Origin of the sequence: Streptomyces spongiicola (assembly GCF_003122365.1) — a bacterium.
Taxonomy (GTDB): Bacteria; Actinomycetota; Actinomycetes; order Streptomycetales; family Streptomycetaceae; genus Streptomyces; species Streptomyces spongiicola.
In genome coordinates this window covers 3902480-3921016 of the sequence record NZ_CP029254.1, presented here as the reverse complement: position 1 = coordinate 3921016, position 18537 = coordinate 3902480, and the positions used below count along the sequence as shown (strand labels likewise).

The following is an 18537-nucleotide window of genomic DNA, read 5'->3' as shown; positions in this document are numbered from 1 at the left end:
CGGCGGGTCGGACGGCACCCGAGCCCTGACGACAGCGAAGGCCCGGCCGGAACGGAGGCGGGGCGACAGCGGGAGCAGACGGCACCGCTTTCCGGCGGCGGGCCGCCGTCAGCCACCGGGAAGCGGTGCGCGAGAAGGCGTGGAGGGAGAGGTGGTGGGGGAGAGGTGGTGGGGAAGCGGTGCACGAGGAGCGATGGGCGAGAAGGCGATGAGCGAGAAGTGGTGCGCAGGGAGGCGGGATCGGGGGACCCGGGAGAGGAGGAAAGCGGGGTGTTCCGTACCGTGTAGGCGTGTACCGGTTCCTGCTGACTCCCCGCTGGTGGGGGATCAATCTCTTCGTCGCGCTGGCGATCCCCTTCTGCGTCTTCATGGGGACCTGGCAGCTCGGCCGGTTCGAGGACCGCGTCGATACCCACCGGGCCGCCGAGCAGAGCACGGAACCGGGCGCGCGGGCCGCCGCACCGCTCGCCGAGTTGCTGCCGGTGGACAAGAGCACCTCGGGACGGCTCGCCACGGCCGCCGGCCGGTACGGCGAGCAGTTCACCGTGCCGGGGCGGAAGCTGGAGGGCCGGACCGGTTCATACGTCCTGACGCTGCTCCACACCGACGCCGGCAGGGCCCTGCCGGTGGTGCGGGGCTGGCTGCCAGCCGGGGCGACGGCACCGCCTGCTCCGGACGGTGAGGTGACGGTCACCGGGGCGCTCCAGGCCTCGGAGACCCAGAGCAGCGACGGGGCGCACACGGCGGGCGGGCTACCGAGCGGCCAGCTCGGCATGATCAGCGCCGCCTCGCTGGTGAACCTCGTACCGGACGACGTGTACGACGCGTGGATCACGCTCACCACCGCGCCCGAGGGGATGCGCCCGGTGCCCGCAGCAGCGCCGCAGGGCAGCGGGCTCGACCTCAAGGCGTTCCAGAACCTCGGCTACACGCTGGAGTGGTTCGCCTTCGCGGGCTTCGTACTGTTCATGTGGTTCCGCTTCGTACGCCGTGAGGCGGAGACGGCCAAGGACCAGGCGCTTGGGCTCGACCCGGTCTGACCCGGCGGCGCGGGCTCGCGTGACCCGCCCCTGCGCTGTGACCCGCCCCTGCCCGGACCGGCCGCCAACCGGCGGAACGGGCGGACGTGGCCGCCGACGTTGACCGGCCGCGACCCGGTCTGACCCGGCGGCGCGGGCTCGCGTGACCCGCCCCTGGGCTGTGACCCGCCCCTGCCCGGACCGGTCGCGAGTCGACCGCGCCGGTCGCCGAGGTGCGATGTCTCCAGCCGCTGGGGCCCGGCGGCACGCTTCGGCACGACCGCTGGCACCGGCCCGCCGCGTGTCACCGCGCGAACCGGTGGGACGCGGCCTCCGCCGGAGCAGCCCACAAGGCCAGTCGGCCTCCCGGCTCTCCGGCGGTGCCCCGCCGAGTGACCCGGCCGGCGCGAAGACGGCGCGGACGCCCCGCCGTGGCACCGCTGTGCGGCGCAGGCCTACCGCTCCGTCCGACACGCGCCGGGCGCGGTCGCGGGCGCGGACCTCGCCGGTCCCCGGCCGGTGGCGGTCATGACGGGTTGAGGAGACCGGTGCGGTAGATGGTGCCCGCGCAGGCGTCGGGGATCGTGGCCTCCGCATGCGGTGCACCCGGTTCGGGGGTGTGGACCACCGAGACGCTGCCGTCCGCCGTGGTTCCGCCGTCGAGCTGGGTTTCGGTGTCCGAGGCCGCTCCCGTGCCGTCGCTGGTGCCCGACGCACCGTCCGTGGGCGAGGGTTCGGGCGAGGCGCCGGTCGTGGGGCAGGTCTCCGAGGGGACGAAGGCGAACTTCACCTCGTATGCGGCCTCGGGCTTGAGCACCACGGCGCCGACCTCCCGGGACGGGTCGGGCAGTCCACTCGCCGCGTCCCCGGTGGTGTGCGGCACCACACTGATCTTCGCGGCGTCAGCGGCACCGGCCGTGCGGAAGGTCAGCGCGCCCGCCGCGCCGACCGAGCACTCGCTCGCGGAGACGTTGGCGATGCGGAACGTGCCGTACACCTTGCCTTCCGCGTCGGGGGCGCCCGCCTGTGTCGCGTCCACACCGAGTTGTCCGGCTTCGCAGGCCGGCGTCGAGGCGGCGGCGCTGTCGGGCGATTCGGTCCCCGTGCCGCCCGGAACGCCCGCGGTCGCGGCGGCGCCCGGGGTGGCGGACCGCTGCGTGGCGTGCGGCGCACCCGGGGGGCTCGGCCGGCGCCCGGCGGGATCGCCGTTCGACGCCTGCCCACCGCCCAGGACCTCTTCCTCGCCGGTGCCGCCCTGGGCCTGCTCGCCGTGCCCGGCGTTCACCGGGCGGTCGTCGAGCCCGTCCGAGCCCGCCACATGGACGAAGGCGGGGACGGCGGTACCGAGCAGGATCACCGACGCCGCCATGCCCACCAGCGCCTGACGCTTGCGGGCACGCCGCACGGGAAGGGCCCGGCGCAGCTGATCCAGGGCGCCGTCGGTGGGTTCGAGATCGCCGACGGCGGCCTGGAGCATTCGCCGCAGCGCCAGTTCGTCCTGGTCGAGGCCGTCCGTGCCCGACACGTCGGGCGCGGCGGCCGAAGCGGCGGAACCGGGGGTTTCCGGGGCGCCGTGGCCGCCCGGAGCGCCGGGGCCGGTGCGGCGCTCCCCGCCGTGCCGGCCCCGGCCTTCGCCGACCAGACCGGCCAGGTCGTCCGGGCCGTCCGGTCGGCCGTGGTCGCGCCCGGCCGGAGCGGGGCCGTCCTGGGCCGGTCCGCCCAGGAGATCACGGAGCGGCCGGTCCCGTCCGGGAAGGTCGCCGAGAGGGGTGCGGGGGCCGGAGGGCACGGCGCCCCGGGCAGTGCCACCCCCGGGTCCCTGGTCGTCCGTTCCGTACCGCGGCCCGTCGTTCACAGTCTCTTTCCCAGTCCGGTCGTCCAACGGCCCGTCCGGCCCGTAAAGCCCCGTCGTGTGCCCCCCGTCCGGCGTGTCACCGGACATGCCCTGCTCGGCGCCCTGCCACCGCGGGCCCGGTCCGGTGAGGTTCTGCCCCCGTCCCTCCCACGGGGGACCTGACCGGGCGGGCTCCTCACCGGGGAGGTCCTCGCGCCCATGCTCGTGCCTGGTCATGCCGTGGCCCCCATGGCGACGCGCAGGGCCGCGATGCCGCGTGAGCCGTACGCCTTCACCGAGCCCAGCGATATGCCCAGGGTCGCGGCGACCTGAGCCTCCGTCATATCGGCGAAGTAGCGGAGCACCAGTACCTCGCGCTGGCGGCGCTGGAGACCCTTCATCGCCTTGATGAGGGCGTCCCGCTCCAGCTGGTCGTACGCGCCCTCCTCCGCGCTCGCCATGTCCGGCATCGGCTTCGACAGCAGCTTCAGCCCGAGGATCCGCCGGCGAAGCGCGGACCGCGACAGGTTGACGACCGTCTGCCGCAGATAGGCGAGGGTCTTCTCCTTGTCCCGGACGCGGCGGCGGGCCGAGTGGACGCGGATGAACGCCTCCTGGACGACGTCCTCACAGGACGCGGTGTCGTCCAGCAGCAGGGCGGCGAGGCCGAGCAGCGAGCGGTAGTGCGCGCGGTAGGTCTCGGTGAGGTGGTCGACGGTGGTGCCCGCCGCAACCGCCTCCTCGGCACTCTCGCGCTGCGACGGTATGGGGGCGGGGTGAGCGGCCGGCATGGGAGCGATCACCGGCATCCCGCCACCGGAGGCCCTGCCCGGAACAGGAGAAGGGCGCGGCGCCCGGAGCGGGAGCACCACCGGGCCGCGGGCCGCGGCCCGGCCCCTGTCCCGGGCCGGACACAGGCCCGGGGGCCGGGCCGGGACGAACGCCCTTCCGCGGACCGGGACCACCGCGCTGATGTCGAGTACCTCTGCCACGATTGTTGGACGCGCCGACCCCCCTCAGGGTTGTACGCGCACACCACCGCTTGTGACGATGCCCCGTATGCCCTCATGAGCTTTCGATCTCCCCCAATGCCCCGCTCGTCCTGGCCAGCGCGGCACCACGAAGAGGCGACCGCGTAGACGCTCCCCGCACAGCAACCGGTTGCACAGTGGCGCGAATGCATCGTCGGACATGCCATCACACCAGTTCAAGTGGCACGTCCTGGTTGTTTGATCACAGGGAGTTCCTAGATCCTACAAAGGGGCACCGACAACCGGCTCAGAATTCCCGGGCGATCGCCTCGGCGAGCTGAGCGGTGTTCAGGGCCGCGCCCTTGCGGAGGTTGTCCCCGCACACGAAGAGATCCAGGGCTCTCGGGTCGTCCATGGCCCGCCGGACGCGGCCGACCCACGTCGGATCGGTGCCCACCACGTCGGCGGGGGTGGGGAACTCACCGGCTTCGGGGTCGTCGAAGAGCACCACGCCAGGAGACGTGGCGAGGATGTCGTGGGCTCGGTCGACGGTGACCTCGTGCTCGAAGCGCGCGTGCACCGAGACCGAGTGGGTGGTGAGGACGGGCACCCGGACACAGGTCGCGGAGACCCGGAGTTCGGGCAGGTCGAGGAGCTTGCGGATTTCGGCCCGGATCGCGAACTCCTCGGTGGACCAGCCGTCTTCCGCGAGCGCCCCGGACCAGGGGACCACGTTCAGCGCCGTGGGTGCGGGGAACGGTCCGAGTCCGTCGCCGACCGCCCGGCGCACATCGCCCGGCCCGGTGCCCAGTTCGGTGCCCGCGACCAGCGCGAGCTGGGTGCGGAGCGCATCGACACCGCACTGCCCGGCGCCGCTGACCGCCTGGAGAGCGCAGACGACGAGTTCGTCCACGCAGAACTCGGCGTGCAGCGCGCCCACCGTGACGATCATCGCCAGGGTGGTGCAGCCCGGGCTCGCGACGATGCCGCGCGGCCGGCGCCGCACGGCATGCGGATTGATCTCGGGGACGACGAGTGGGACGCCGGGATCCAGCCGGAAGGCGGCCGAGTTGTCCACGACCACCGCGCCCTTGGAGACGGCGATCGGCGCCCACTCGGCCGCGACCGGGGCCGGCACCAGGAACAGCGCGACGTCAACCCCCGTCAGGGCCTCCTCGGAGAGGGCGGCGACCTCGGTCTCCTCGCCGCGGACGGCCAGTTTTCGGCCGGCCGAGCGCGGTGAGGCGACCAGGCGTATCTCGCCCCAGACGTCCGCGCGCTGGGACAGGATCTGGAGCATCACCGCGCCGACGGCTCCGGTCGCGCCCACGACCGCGAGTGTCGGCTTGCGGCTCATCGCGCGACCGCCGTCGCGCGCCGGACTGTCACCGGCCGGTGCCTCCGTAGACGACGGCCTCGGCGGAGTCGCTGTCGAGGCCGAAGGCGGTGTGGACGGCCCGGACGGCCTCCTTGACGTCGTCGGCGCGGGTGACGACCGAGATCCGGATCTCCGATGTGGAGATCAGCTCGATGTTCACACCGGCGTCGGACAGCGCCTCGAAGAAGGAGGCGGTGACGCCCGGGTTGGTCTTCATGCCGGCGCCGACGAGCGAGATCTTGGCGATCTGGTCGTCGTAGCGCAGCGACTCGAAGCCGATGGCGCTCTTGGTCTTCTCGAGCGCGTCGATCGCCTTGCGGCCCTCGGTCTTGGGGAGGGTGAAGGAGATGTCGGTGAGGCCCGTGGAGGCGGCGGAGACGTTCTGCACCACCATGTCGAGGTTGATCTCGCTGTCCGCGATGGCGCGGAAGATCGCGGCCGCCTCGCCCGGCTTGTCCGGGACGCCGACCACGGTGATCTTCGCCTCGGAGGTGTCGTGGGCGACTCCGGAGATGATGGCCTGCTCCACCTTGCGGGCTCCTTGCTCGGCGTGCGGTTCGTTGCTGACCCAGGTGCCGCGCAGCCCCGAGAAGGACGAGCGGACGTGGATCGGGATGTTGTAGCGGCGTGCGTACTCGACACAGCGGTGCAGAAGCACCTTGGAACCGGAGCTGGCGAGTTCCAGCATGTCCTCGAACGAGATCCAGTCGATCTTGCGGGCCTTCTTGACCACCCGCGGGTCGGCGGTGAAGACGCCGTCGACGTCCGTGTAGATCTCGCAGACCTCGGCGTCCAGCGCCGCGGCCAGGGCGACGGCGGTGGTGTCGGACCCGCCGCGGCCGAGCGTGGTGATGTCCTTCTTGTCCTGGGACACGCCCTGGAAGCCCGCGACGATGGCGATGTTGCCCTCGTCGAGCGCCGTCCGGATCCGGCCCGGCGTGACATCGATGATGCGCGCCTTGTTGTGGACCGAGTCGGTGATCACGCCTGCCTGGCTGCCGGTGAACGACTGGGCCTCGTGGCCCAGGTTCTTGATCGCCATCGCCAGCAGGGCCATGGAGATCCGCTCCCCGGCGGTCAGCAGCATGTCGAACTCCCGCCCGGCAGGGATGGGGGATACCTGCTCGGCGAGATCGATCAACTCGTCCGTCGTGTCACCCATCGCCGAGACCACGACGACCACCTGGTGGCCGTTCCTCTTGGCATCGACGATCCGCTTGGCGACCCGCTTGATGCCCTCGGCATCGGCAACGGAGGAGCCTCCGTACTTCTGCACGACAAGGCCCACGTGCGCTCCTCGCTCGTCTGTGCCGCAGTCAGCACTGCGGTCTGCGTCAGTTTAACGAGCGGCCCGGAATCGCCACCGCCGTATCACATCATGAGATGTCCCGCTCACTCCGTGATCATCGGCAAGGCCGGGCCGCTCGGGATGCACCTGCCCAAGGGGCCGCGGGGTACGCGGCTCTGTGGGCGGCGTCACATCTCGCACGGGGTCCGGCCGGGCCCCGGGAACACGCCCGCGGACCGTCTACCGCCCGCGGCCGCCGCGACTGCCGGCTCCCCTGCCGGCTCCTCGTCAGCTCCCCGCCAACACCCCGCCAACGCCTCGCCAGCTCCCCGTCAGCTTCTCGTCAGCTTCTCGTCGGATCCTCGGTCAACACTCCGCGCTCGAAGCCACCGTGCCCGCCATCGCCCGGCGCCTGGAACCGCCCCCGCGCCCGCCGACACCCCGCACCTGGAACCGCCCCGCGTCCGCCATCGCCAACACCCCGCCAACACCCCGCCGACGCCCCTCCCGCACTCCGCCGCAGCCGCCGGCGGCTCGCGGTCACCGGGGCGCGGGCGCCCTCCGCAGGCCGAGCGGCGCTGCGATCTCCTCAGCCATCACGCGCCCCGCCTCCTCGGCGAGGTCGTCCTCGGCGACGTCCTCGTCGGTGTCCAGCCCGTCCAGTTCCTGGAGGGGCTGGTCGAGGCGCACATGGGAGACCAGCGACTGGAGGGCGCGCAGCGTCGCGGAGGCGGTAGGGCCCCAGTTGGAGAAGTACGAGAACTGCCACCACCACAGCGCCTCGGTCGTACGGCCCGCGCGGTAGTGGGCCAGACCGTGGCGCAGGTCGGTGACGATATCGGCGAGGTTGTCGGAGATCCGGAACGGCACCGGGGCCTTGCGCGGCTCGTAGGGGTCGAAGACCTCGGAGAAGACGTCGACCGGGTCGAGGAGCCGGGCGAACCGCTCGCGCAGGTCGTCGACGTCCAGGTCGGGTCCGGTGTCCGTCTCGTAGCGCTCCTCGGGGACGATGTCCTCGTGGGCGCCCAGCCGGCCGCCCGCGAGCAGCAGCTGGGAGACCTCCAGCAGCATGAACGGCACGGCGCTGTCCGGCTCGTCCCCCCGCGCCACCTCGGTGGTGGCGACGATGAAGCTCTCGATCGAGTCGGCGATCTGGACCGCGAAGTCGTCGGGGTCCTGCGTGGCGGAGTGCAGCGTTGCGTCAGACATCGAGAAGTCGTCTCCCCTCGAAGGCACGCCCGAGCGTGACCTCGTCGGCGTATTCCAGATCGCCGCCAACGGGAAGCCCGCTGGCGAGACGCGTCACCTTCAGCCCCATGGGCTTGACCATGCGCGCCAGGTACGTGGCGGTCGCCTCGCCCTCGAGGTTGGGGTCGGTGGCCAGGATCAGCTCGCTGACCGCGCCGTCCGCGAGCCTCGCGAGAAGCTCGCGGATACGCAGGTCGTCCGGGCCGACGCCCTCGATCGGGCTGATCGCGCCGCCCAGCACGTGGTAGCGGCCGCGGAACTCCCTGGTCCGCTCGATCGCGACCACGTCCTTGGGTTCCTCGACCACGCAGAGGATCGCGGGGTCGCGGCGCGCGTCCCGGCAGATGGCGCAGTGCTCCTGCTGCGCGACGTTCCCGCACACCGCGCAGAAGCGGACCTTGTCCTTCACCTCGAGCAGCGCGTGGGCGAGGCGCCGGACGTCGGCCGGCTCTGCCTGGAGGACGTGGAAGGCGATCCGCTGCGCGCTCTTGGGACCGACGCCGGGCAGCCTGCCCAGTTCGTCGATGAGGTCCTGAACCACGCCTTCGTACAACGGAACGCCTCTCTGGGATTGCTTCGGTGGTTACGGTAGTTGGTCCGGTCCGACCAGGGTCAAGACCGGCGCGGAAAGGGCGTCAGAAGGGGAGCCCGGGGATCCCGCCGCCGCCGAGTCCCTGGGCGAGCGGGCCGAGCTTCTGCTGCTGCAACTGCTGCGCGTTCTCGTTGGCGGCCTGGACGGCGGCGACGACGAGGTCGGCGAGGGTCTCGGTGTCGTCCGGGTCGACCGCCCTGGGGTCGATGACGAGGCCGCGCAGATCGCCGGAGCCGGTGACGGTCGCCTTCACGAGACCGCCGCCCGCCTGGCCGTCGACCTCGGTCGCCGCCAGTTCCTCCTGCGCACGGGCGAGGTCCTGCTGCATCTTCTGGGCCTGCTGAAGCAACTGCTGCATATTGGGCTGGCCACCACCGGGAATCACGGTCACTCCTGGCATTTCGACGTCGATTGTTCGGTAAACCGAGCCTACGCGGTCGGAGGACGGCATGCCGCGGGCAGTGGGCACCAACTCTTTCGAGTGACTTCCGGTTCGAGAGGCGCCCCCTCCTCTACCGGATCAGGGCGCCCGTGCGGGCGGAATTGCCGGGATTCCGCTCCGCCGGCCCACCGTTCGGCGGTAGGAAGGCACTACGCACCGAGACCCTCGCGCACACACCATGTCACGCAGGGTCAGCAGAACCGTGTCCGCGGCGCGCACGCGCATGGACACGCGACCCAAGACCGTCACGCACAGCATGCGGGTGCGGACAGCGCGCGGTCACGCGCCGACATGGCCATGCACCGACGTGGTCACGAACGGCCGCCGCCACGAACGGTCGCCGTCACGCAGAGCAGCAGTCACGCAGAGCAGCAGTCACGCAAAGCGCAGAGGAGTGCACCGGTGAGCCAGCCGGAGATGCAGCCTGGGGGGGCGGCCCGGGAGGAGGGCGGGGCCGGGGTCCCGGGGACCGGCGGCGCCCCGGGCCCGGGAAGCGGCCCCTGCCGTGACCGCTGCCGTGGCTGCCGTGGCTGCCGTGGCTGCCGTGGCTGCCGTGACCGCTGCCGTGATCTGGCCGGACGGCCGTTCCCGCTCGGTGACTGGGGCGAGCCCGCGGAGCGTCTCGACGAGCTGTACCGCTGGGTGGAGGCCGACGCGCTGCGGACCGCGCAGTGGTATCTGGACGACCGCGTGCGCAAGCGCCGCGGCGCCCGCGCACTGCGTGCCGGGACGGTGCTCGGCGTGATCGCGGGCGCGGCGCTGCCCCTGCTGGATCTGACGCGGATGCTGCCCGGCGCGGCGGGCTGGGGGTATCTGTCACTGCTGCTCGCCGCGGCCTGCGTGGCCGGCGACCGGTACTTCGGCCTGACCTCGGGCTGGACGAGGGACATGGCCGCGGCCCAGGCGGTGCACCGCCGGCTCCAGAGCCTCCAGTTCGACTGGGCGTCGGAGAGCGTCCGCGAGGTGCTCGGGCCCACCGAGGGCACGGCGGGCGAGGCGGCGGAGCGGTGCCTCACCGTGCTGCGCCGCTTCTCGGAGGACCTGACGGAACTGGTCCGCACCGAGACGGCCGACTGGATGCTCGAGTTCCGCGCCGGCCCGGCACCGCTGCTGATGCAGTCGGCACCGGTGCCGTCGCGCCCGGACAGCGCCCATCCGTCGTGGGGCCGCTTCCCCCTGCCGCACCCGCCGACCCGGCCGAACATGCCGAGGCAGCGACCGCCGGAGGCCCGTTAGGGGCCTTCGTCAGGGGGTGCCCGGGGAGGCCCGGGGAGGCCCGGGGAGGCTGCTGCGGACGGCATCGGCCGGTGACGGTGGCCGTCGCCCTGCCGAGTGCGGTGCCCGGTGCCCGGTGCGGTGCCGGGTGCCGAGTGCGGTGCCGCACGGCCAGCCGCGCGTTCTCCGGCACCGGCAGGGTGAGGCAGTCGCTCTCTCCCGCGGCGGAGAAGGCGGCTTCGTGGAGACCGGGTTCGAAGGGGCGCATCCGCCGGTGGAGGCGCGGTCCGGCACGAGCGTCGCCGCGGCGTCCGTGGTCAGGGTTCGGTCACCCGCGGCCGGGATGGAACACGGCTGCTGCCACTGCGCGCAGACGGTCCTTCCGTCCCGGTCGTGGACGGCCAGTGGCGGGCTCCGGTCGTGCTCGACGCCCAGCGCGTCACAGCAACCGGCCGCCGGGGCGGTGGAGATCCGCGGACCGGACGCCCCCGCGTGGGCCGGGGCTCAGCTGAAGATGATCATTGATCCCTGGCCCAGGCTGCGGGTCGCGGCCGCGTGCAAACCCAGCCACACATGGCGCTCACGGGCGAACGGACTGTCGTCGTGGGGGATGGGGCCCGCCGGTTCCTCCAGGGAGGTGGGACGGGTGGGCGGAGCCGGGGCGGACGGCGGGTTGGCGGGGTCGATGCCGATGGACGGGGCCACGTACTCGAGTTCGCGCAGCAGGCCCTGGGAGGAGCCCAGCGGCCCGCCACCGGCGAGGAGTTCCTCGTTGGACAGGGGCTCGGGGAAGTCGACGGGGACATAGGCGCCGGCGTGGTCGTAGTGCCACACCAGATGGGACTGCTGGGCCGTGGACTCGAACATCTCCAGCAGTTGCTCGTAGTCGCCGCCCAGTTCGTCGACGGGCGTCACCGCCAGTCCGCAGAGCTGGAGGAGGTACGCCCGGCGCAGGAAGTGCAGGGCGTCGTAGTCGAAGCCGGCGACCGGGGCGACGTCGCCCGAGAGGCCGGGCATGTAGGCGAAGACGGGAACGGTGGGCAGACCGGCCTCGGTGAGGGCCTTGTCGTACGACGCGATCTCCTCGGCGAAGGGGTTGTCCGGGCTGTGGCACAGCACATCGACGAGGGGGACCAGCCAGAGGTCACAGGCCAAGACGGGCTCGCTCTCCATCGGAGTCGTAGCAGGTTGTGCGACGGTCGGCACAGCGTAGTGCTACCGGCACATCCCGCACAGACAGCCGTAGCCGGCACCGGTCCTGCCCGGGTGGCGGCACCGTGCCGGGGGTCTGGAGGTCACATACCCATCCTCGGGCCGGTCCGCGCGGCCCCGGGCAGGCCGGTTCCCAGGGCCGGGCCAGGAGCGGGGGCCTCGCCGGTGTGCCTCCGCTCCCCCGCGGGGCTCCGCTCGCGGTGCGGCGCCGGTCCGGCTCCACCACCCGCCGCGCCGCCCCCCGGCCCGGCCGCCACTCCGGGCGATGCTCCGACCGTCACCGCGACCGCCACTCCGGGCGATGCTCCGACCGTGACTCCGACCGTCACTCCGACCGGTCCGCCCAGCGCAGCGCGAGGTCGTCGTCCGCCGAGATCAGCGACCGTGCCGCCGAGGCGTCGCCCCGCGTGATCGCGTCGACGAGCTGCTCGTGACCGCTCCACAGGCAGTTCCCGAGGTCGGGCTCGCCCCGCAGCCGGGGCACGGCGAAGACCCAGCACTGCACCCTGAGCCGGTCGAGGAAGTCGGCGATGTAGCGGTTGGTGACGAGGGCGCCCAGCTCACGCCAGAACCGCAGGTCGTAGCCGATAAGGACGTTCAGCTCGCCGCAGCGGGCGGCGCGTGCGGCCTCCTCCGCGCGCCGGCGTACGGAGACCAGCGCCGCGCCCGTCGCCGACTGGGCACGGGGAACGCCGCCTTCGCGGAAGACTGCGTCGACGATGAGCGAGCGGGCCTCGACCATGCCGCGGAAGTCCTCGACGGAGAAGCGGTGCACATGGAAGCCGCGGTGCTGGCTGGAGTCGAGCAGGCCCTGTCCGGCCAGGTCCACGAGGGCCTCGCGGACGGGGGTGGTGGAGACGCCGTACTGCTCGGCGATCTGCTTGACCGTGAACTCCTGCCCGGGCCGCAGCCGTCCGGCCAGCACCTCGTCCCGCAACGCGTCGGCGATCTGCTGCCGCAGGGTGTTGCGCGTGACCGCTCCGTTCGCGGGCATGGTGTCGGTCTCCTCCGTCCGGTTCGACGGACACCCTAAGCCCCGCGGCGGGCTCTGCTCCGCCCGTGCCGGTCCGGAGACTCCCGCGGGCCCCACCGTACGTCCCCGGGCCCGGGGCCCGGCCCCTCGGGGCCCACCCGAACACCGGGGGCCCACCCGAACACCGGGGGCCCACCCGACAGCGGGCCTGCATGAGCCGCGGACCCACCCGACTGCGGGCCTGCATGAGCCGCAGGCCCGTCGGAACCGCGGCTCCGAGCCCGTGGCCGACACGCGCGCACGCGGGCCACGGGCTTCACGACGATGCCCGACGGGATGCGTTCGACGCGGGCACGCGGGCACGCGGTGCGCAGCAAGTAGCGTGATCTTGCACCCTGTGCGCCGACACGCGCGCACGCGGGCCACGGCCGCGTCAGACGGTGTACTCGTCGGCGACCGACAGGGCCGCGTCCAGGGCCGCCAGTCCCTCCTTGGCCTCGGCCTCGGTGATGTTGCAGGCCGGGACGGCGTGGGTGCGGTTCATGTTGACGAAGGGCCACAGGCCGTTCTTCTTGCAGGCCGCGCCGAAGGCGGCCATCGGCACGGCCGCGTCGCCCGAGGCGTTGTACGGCACCAGCGGCTCCCGGGTCTCACGGTCGCGGACCAGGTCCAGGGCCCAGAACGCGCCCAGACCGCGCACCTCGCCCACCGAGGGGTGCCGCTCGGCCAGCGCGCGCAGCCCCGGTCCGAGCACGGTCTCGCCGATGTGGGCGGCGTGCTCGACGACCTTCTCTTCCTCCATCACCCGGATCGTCGCGACGGCGGCGGCGCAGGCGAGCGGGTGGCCGGAGTAGGTCAGGCCGCCGGGGTAGGGGCGCCGGTCGAAGGTCGCCGCGATCTCGGCGGAGATGGCGACGCCGCCCAGCGGCACATAGCCGGAGTTGACGCCCTTGGCGAAGGTCAGCAGGTCGGGCACGACGTCGTGGTGCTCCGCAGCGAACCATCTGCCCGTGCGGCCGAAGCCCGCCATGACCTCGTCGAGGACGAACACGATGCCGTAGCGGTCGCAGATCTCGCGGACGCCCGCGAGGTACCCGGGCGGTGGGGTCATGATGCCCGCGGTGCCGGGGATGGTCTCCAGGACGATCGCGGCGACGGTCGCAGGGCCCTCGAACGCGATCGTGTCCTCCAGGTGCCGCAGCGCCCGCGCGCACTCCTCCGCCTCCGTCGAGGAGTAGAACGGCGAGCGGTACGGGAACGGCGCCCAGAAGTGGACGACGCCCGCCGACGCGGTGTCGGACGCCCAGCGGCGCGGGTCGCCGGTGAGGTTGATCGCCGTGGAGGTGGCGCCGTGGTACGAGCGGTACGCCGAGAGCACCTTCGCCCGGCCCGTGTGCAGACGGGCCATGCGCACCGCGTTCTCGACGGCCTCGGCGCCGCCGTTGGTGAAGAAGATCTTGTCCAGGTCGCCGGGGGTGCGCTCGGCTATCAGGCGCGCCGCCTCCGAGCGCACGTCGAGGGCGAACGCCGGCGCGAACGTGGTCAGTCGCCCCGCCTGCTCCTGGATCGCCTCGACGACCCTCGGGTGCTGGTAGCCGATGTTGGTGTAGACGAGGCCGCTGGTGAAGTCGAGGTAGCGGTTGCCCTCGTAGTCCCAGAAGTACGAACCCTCCGCGCCGGCCACGGCGAGCGGGTCGATCAGGCCCTGGGCGGACCACGAGTGGAAGACATGTGCGCGGTCGGCGGCCTTCACGGCCGCGCCGGCCTGGGGATCGGGTTCGGCATGAGGGGTCATGCGGCCAGGTTAGGGAGGCGCCGGCCGACGTCGACATGGCCACCTTGTATGGCCTCCGCCACTTTCCTGGGCAACATGTCGCTCTCACCCGGGCAACGCGTCGCGGAACCGATCGCGCGGGGCTTTCGGGCGGATCGGTCCGACGAGTCCGCGGCGTCCTGCCCGGCGCGGTGCGGCGGGGGTCACACGTGGTGTCCGAGCGGCCAGGTCCCGGCTTGGCGGTCCAGGCACGCGCCTCCTCCGCGCCATCCGTCGGCCCCGCCCGCCCGCGCCGTCCCTCAGCTCCGCCCGTCGGCCCGCCCGTCCCTTTGCCGCTGCCGTAGCACCGCCCACCGCGCGGCAGTGAGAACCTCCGGGTGAGGGTCGACCGGCGCGGGCACACCGAGGCGGTCCTCGATCGCCTGGGCGGCGGCCAAGCACAGGGCACTTCGCCCGCTGCCCGCCGCCGGCACTCGTGACCCCGGGACCCCGGCACTCGTGACCCCGGGACTCCGGGACTCGTGACCCCGTGACTCGTGACCCCGGGACTCCGGGACCTCGTGACTCCGCCCACGCGTAAACACGCGGATGGGGTCACGCGGCAGTCCTGCCGCGCATGCCCGATCGCGGTCACCGGGTCGCCGGATCGCCGCCGCGGAACGCCGTCAGCCCAGCAGCTCGACGGCCGCCGTGCGCAGCAGCAGCGGGTGCACGAAGCGGCCGTCGGCGACGGGCGGGACACGCCAGGCCAGAGGCCAGGTGGGTCCGTCGAGCGCGGGGACGGGTACGTAACCGACACTCCCGGCGGCGGAGTTGTAGCGGGTCACCCCGCGTGGCCACGAACGGTGTGCCGTAGTGCCCGCCGGGAGCAGGAAGTAGACACCGCGGCAGCCGTTGGCCTCGGTGACGATCGGGCCGGGGTCGCCGCCCGTCATCCTGTCCAGGAAATCGGCCAGTCGGCGTCCGTCGTCGCCGTCGACGCGTACGGCGTCGAAACGCACGCCCGCCTTGTGGAGCCGGAATCCGGAGACCGGGATCCAGTCCAGGTTCAGCGCCGGGTTCACTCGTCGATTATCCGTATTCACGGGGTCAGTGTGATGCCGTCCGGATAGCGTTCTCCATAGCCTTGCGAGGCAGGTCGGACACTCTTTGACCTGCGCGAACCTGCCTTGATCGAGGTCGAATTCGGCGGGGACGGATAGTGACCGGTTGAGTCCGGTCGAGTCGAATGGTGATCGCAATGGCGCGAGCGGAGAACAAGCAACTGGCGGGTCCGACGGCACGGCTCGTCGCGGACGTGGCCCGCAAGTTGCGGGTGCGGAAAGGCTGGACGCAGGAACAGCTCGGGAAGGAGATCGGCTTCACGGGTTCGGCGGTGAGCGCGATGGAGACGGGCACGCAGCCGGCGAGCGACGCGATGCTGGTGCAACTGGAGCGGGTGCTCGGCGACGGGATGGACATCTTCGAGCAGGCGAGGACGTACGTACGGCTGGAGAAGTACCCGGCGCAGTTCAAGGACTACGCGCTGCTGGAGCAGAAGGCGGTCGGGCTCCATCTGTACGCGACGCTCGTGGTGCACGGGCTGTTCCAGACGGAGGAGTACGCACGGGCCCTGATCGGCGGCGGGTATCCGCCGCTGCCGGAGCAGCGGGTGGAGGAGCTGGTCGAGGCGCGGCTGGCGCGGCGGGCACTCTTCGAGCGGGAGCCGGTGGCGCTGATCGAGGTGGTGCTGGAGGAGTCGGTGTTGCGGCGGACGATCGGCGGCCATGAGGTCATGCGTGGCCAGATGCGGCACCTTGCGGAGTGCGCGCGGCGGCGTAACGTGACGTTGCAGGTGCTGCCGCTGGAGGCGGGGCTGGGCGGTGAACACGCGGGTGATCGAGGCGGGATGACCCTGGTGGAGACCCCGGAGCATGACCACCTGGTCTATCTGGAGCCGCAGGACGAGAGCCTGCTGATCAAGGAGCCCGCGAAGGTGAGTACATACGCCCAGCGGTATGCGAGGATCCGGGCACAGGCCCTGGGCCCACGCGAATCACTGGACCTCATCGAGCAGTTGGCAGGAGAGCAGAGATGAGCAGCACCCTGCGCTGGATCAAGTCGAGCTACAGCGACAGCAGCGGCGGCGAGTGCATCGAAGTGGCCTTCGACTGGCACAAGTCCTCCTACAGCAGCTCCAGCGGCGGAGAGTGCGTCGAGGTCGCCACCTGCCCCCACGCCGTCCACATCCGCGACTCCAAGAACCCCGAGGGCCCGGTCTTCACCGTGGCCCCCGGGGCCTGGGCGGCGTTCGTCGGCCACCAGTTGGCAGGGGAGCAGAGATGACCGACAGCCTGCGCTGGTTCAAGTCGAGCTACAGCGACAGCGGCGGAGGCGCGTGCATCGAAGTGGCCTTCGACTGGCACAAGTCCTCCTACAGCAGCGACAGCGGCGGAGAGTGCGTCGAGGTCGCCACCTGCCCCCACGCCGTCCACATCCGCGACTCCAAGAACCCCGAGGGCCCGGTCTTCACCGTGGCCCCCGGGGCCTGGGCGGCGTTCGTCGGCCACGCCGCCGGGGCGTAGCCGACGGGTCCGGGCCGATCAGTCCTCGGCCGGCATCACCCTCGTCACCTTGCCCTTCAGATCGGCCTCCAGATAGCCGGCGACATGGTCGTCCACGCGGTAGACGGCCAGCCCCAGCGGGGTGCCGAAGGTGTCGTCCGGAGGGCGGACCAGGACGTAACGCATCGTCGGTCGCTTCACGTTGAGGTCCTTCTCCGCCCGCTTCAGCAGGGCGGGGACGATGTCCCAGTCGAAGTCGTCCAGGCTGAAGGGGCGGTCGCCGCCGATCAGAGCGCCGCTGATGATGCCCTTCCGCACGCCCTGGCCCGGGCGGTAGGTGTAGCTGTCGTACTTGGTGTCGCTGCCCTTGAGCATGATCTCCGCGGACACGTAGTCCGGGTAGACGGTGAAGTCGCCCGCGCGGTCCGTACCGGTCGCGGCCTTGATCTCCTTCACCGCCGTCCGGATGCCGTCCGGGGTCAGCAGATCGGTCTTCGCGTCGGCCTGGGGCGCCGGATCCGAAGCCGAGGGGACCGTACCGGGTGGTGCGGGTGTCGCGCCGTACGTCGCGGTCGAGGACGAGCCGGGCGAGGGCGACCCCGGTGCGTTCGCCGCCGTCCCGCCGCCCTTGCCTCCGCCGTCCGGGAGCAGGGTCCAGACCAGGGCGCCCGCCAGCACGGTCGCGACGGCGGACGCGGCGATCGCGATCCGGCCGCTCGCCCGGCCACCGGTACCGAGCGGTGTCTGCCGGGTGGGGCCTGCCGGGTAGGGGGTCGGCACCCCGATCGGACCCGGCACGGCGTCGCCCGGAGCCGACGGCCCGAAGCCCATCGGCGGCCCGAAGCCCGCAGGCGGTCCGAAGCCGGCGGGCGCTCCGGCCGGTGCGGCCGTCTGCTCCGGCGGAGGTGGCAGGCGGTACGACGTGGTTCCGCCCGCACCACCGGCACCACCAGTACTACCCGCACCGCCGACACTGCCCGCACCATCGGCACCACCCACACCGCCGACACCGCCGACACCGCCCGCACCATCGGCACTACCCGCACCGCCGACACCGCCCGCGCCACCCGGAGCAGCAGGCGCACTCGGCGCGCCGGCGGCCGGGTCCCGACCCTCCGCGGCCTCCGCGGCCTCCGCGGCCTCCGCGGCCTCCGCGAGCATCCGGTCGGCGGTGTCCGCGTCCACCCGGCCGGCCGGGTCCTTGACGAGCACGGCGTTCAGGAAGCCGGTCAGCGGTCCGGCCTGGCGGGGCGGCGGGAGCTCTTCGCTGAGGAGGGCCGCCAGCGTCGCGAGGGTGCTGCCCCTGCGGAGCGGGTGACGCCCCTCGACGGCGACGTACAGCATCATCGCCAGCGACCACAGATCGGAGCCCGGGCCCCCCTCGTCGCCGGAGACGCGCTCGGGCGCCATGTAGTCGGGCGTACCGATGACGGACCCGGTCGCGGTCAGCGCCGTCGACTCCCTGATGGCCGCGATGCCGAAGTCGGTGAGGACGGGACGTCCGTCGGGGCGCATCAGGACGTTGGCGGGCTTCACGTCCCGGTGCTGGATGCCGGCGGCGTGCGCGGCGCGCAGCGCGGCCAGCACCTCGCGGCCGATGCGGGCGGCCTCGGCGGGCGCCAGCGGGCCCTTCTCCAGCCGGTCATGGAGTGATCCGCCGGTCACCAGTTCCATGACGAGCCACGGGTAGGTGTGCTCCCCGCCGTCCACCACATGGTGGATGGTCACCACATTGGGGTGGTCGACGCGGGCGAGCGCCCGTGCCTCGCGCAGCACCCGTGCCCGGAGCATCGCCGCGCCCTGCGGGTCGTACTCGGCGAGACCCGGATCGGGCGGCCGTACCTCCTTGAGCGCCACGGCCCGGTGCAGGACAAGATCGCGTGCCCGCCAGACCAGGCCCATACCTCCGCCACCGAGCCGCGCCTCCAGCTCGAAGCGCCCGTCCACGACCCGTCTGCCGGATTCCCCGTCGCTCATGGCCGCCGAGCCTACGAGATGCGGACGACACCACCCCGGGCAGGTGGGGTGCGATGCTCCAGCGCCTCCGG

The 18537-nt window shown here is 72.6% G+C and carries 17 protein-coding genes; 5 read left to right on the top strand and 12 right to left on the bottom strand.

What is annotated here, in order from left to right:
- The first annotated feature begins 290 nt into the window (after positions 1–290).
- Positions 291–1040, top strand: coding sequence for an SURF1 family protein (locus DDQ41_RS17265; protein ID WP_109295299.1), 750 nt, complete (start codon positions 291–293; stop codon positions 1038–1040).
- A gap of 505 nt (positions 1041–1545) precedes the next feature.
- Here the strand turns inward: DDQ41_RS17265 and DDQ41_RS17260 are convergent.
- From DDQ41_RS17260 to DDQ41_RS17230, 7 genes are all read right to left on the bottom strand, one after another.
- Positions 1546–2808, bottom strand: a complete 1263-nt coding sequence (locus DDQ41_RS17260) for a hypothetical protein (RefSeq protein ID WP_262508486.1) — start codon at positions 2806–2808, stop codon at positions 1546–1548.
- 278 nt (positions 2809–3086) lie between these two features.
- Positions 3087–3662 carry a SigE family RNA polymerase sigma factor gene (locus tag DDQ41_RS17255; RefSeq protein ID WP_109295298.1) on the bottom strand — a complete coding sequence of 192 codons (576 nt, stop codon included), beginning with the start codon at positions 3660–3662 and terminating at the stop codon, positions 3087–3089.
- Between the two features lie 469 nt (positions 3663–4131).
- Positions 4132–5181 (bottom strand): aspartate-semialdehyde dehydrogenase, encoded by a 1050-nt coding sequence (locus tag DDQ41_RS17250; protein ID WP_109295297.1) that lies wholly within the window; start codon positions 5179–5181, stop codon positions 4132–4134.
- 28 nt (positions 5182–5209) lie between these two features.
- Entirely contained in the window at positions 5210–6490 is a 1281-nt protein-coding gene (locus DDQ41_RS17245) for an aspartate kinase (protein WP_109295296.1), read from the bottom strand.
- Positions 6491–7030: 540 nt separating this feature from the next.
- Positions 7031–7699, bottom strand: coding sequence for a DUF5063 domain-containing protein (locus DDQ41_RS17240; protein WP_109295295.1), 669 nt, complete (start codon positions 7697–7699; stop codon positions 7031–7033).
- Positions 7692–8291, bottom strand: a complete 600-nt coding sequence (recR, locus tag DDQ41_RS17235) for a recombination mediator RecR (protein ID WP_109295294.1) — start codon at positions 8289–8291, stop codon at positions 7692–7694. The genes DDQ41_RS17240 and recR overlap by 8 nt, the downstream gene beginning before the upstream one ends.
- An 82-nt stretch (positions 8292–8373) precedes the next feature.
- Positions 8374–8715, bottom strand: a complete 342-nt coding sequence (locus tag DDQ41_RS17230) for a YbaB/EbfC family nucleoid-associated protein (RefSeq protein WP_109295293.1) — start codon at positions 8713–8715, stop codon at positions 8374–8376.
- Between the two features lie 459 nt (positions 8716–9174).
- On the opposite strand from DDQ41_RS17230, the gene DDQ41_RS17225 reads away from it, so the two are divergent.
- Positions 9175–10008 carry an SLATT domain-containing protein gene (locus DDQ41_RS17225; protein ID WP_109295292.1) on the top strand — a complete coding sequence of 278 codons (834 nt, stop codon included), beginning with the start codon at positions 9175–9177 and terminating at the stop codon, positions 10006–10008.
- A 483-nt stretch (positions 10009–10491) separates the two neighbouring features.
- Here the strand turns inward: DDQ41_RS17225 and DDQ41_RS17215 are convergent, their stop codons facing one another.
- The 4 genes from DDQ41_RS17215 to DDQ41_RS17200 form a co-directional block, all read right to left on the bottom strand.
- Positions 10492–11142, bottom strand: a complete 651-nt coding sequence (locus DDQ41_RS17215; protein WP_109295291.1) for a hypothetical protein — start codon at positions 11140–11142, stop codon at positions 10492–10494.
- A gap of 382 nt (positions 11143–11524) precedes the next feature.
- Positions 11525–12193 (bottom strand): GntR family transcriptional regulator, encoded by a 669-nt coding sequence (locus DDQ41_RS17210; protein ID WP_109295290.1) that lies wholly within the window; start codon positions 12191–12193, stop codon positions 11525–11527.
- A 412-nt stretch (positions 12194–12605) separates the two neighbouring features.
- Positions 12606–13967 (bottom strand): aspartate aminotransferase family protein, encoded by a 1362-nt coding sequence (locus DDQ41_RS17205; protein WP_109295289.1) that lies wholly within the window; start codon positions 13965–13967, stop codon positions 12606–12608.
- A 644-nt stretch (positions 13968–14611) separates the two neighbouring features.
- Positions 14612–15010: a hypothetical protein gene (locus DDQ41_RS17200; RefSeq protein ID WP_174720296.1), complete on the bottom strand. Its 399-nt coding sequence runs from the start codon at positions 15008–15010 to the stop codon at positions 14612–14614.
- 176 nt (positions 15011–15186) lie between these two features.
- Between DDQ41_RS17200 and DDQ41_RS17195 the strand changes: the two genes are divergently transcribed.
- The 3 genes from DDQ41_RS17195 to DDQ41_RS17185 are packed head-to-tail and all read left to right on the top strand — an operon-like array spanning position 15187 to position 16510.
- Positions 15187–16023: a helix-turn-helix domain-containing protein gene (locus tag DDQ41_RS17195; protein ID WP_109297783.1), complete on the top strand. Its 837-nt coding sequence runs from the start codon at positions 15187–15189 to the stop codon at positions 16021–16023.
- The gene (locus tag DDQ41_RS17190; protein ID WP_109295288.1) at positions 16020–16271 is read left to right on the top strand and encodes a DUF397 domain-containing protein; all 252 of its coding nucleotides are present in this window, start codon (positions 16020–16022) and stop codon (positions 16269–16271) included. Before DDQ41_RS17195 ends, DDQ41_RS17190 begins: the two co-directional genes overlap by 4 nt.
- Positions 16268–16510, top strand: a complete 243-nt coding sequence (locus tag DDQ41_RS17185; RefSeq protein ID WP_109295287.1) for a DUF397 domain-containing protein — start codon at positions 16268–16270, stop codon at positions 16508–16510. Before DDQ41_RS17190 ends, DDQ41_RS17185 begins: the two co-directional genes overlap by 4 nt.
- Positions 16511–16528: 18 nt before the next feature.
- On the opposite strand, the gene DDQ41_RS17180 is transcribed toward DDQ41_RS17185, so the two are convergent.
- On the bottom strand, positions 16529–18466 hold the full coding sequence (locus DDQ41_RS17180) for a serine/threonine-protein kinase (RefSeq protein ID WP_109295286.1): 1938 nt from the start codon (positions 18464–18466) through the stop codon (positions 16529–16531).
- Between the last annotated feature and the right edge of the window lie 71 nt (positions 18467–18537).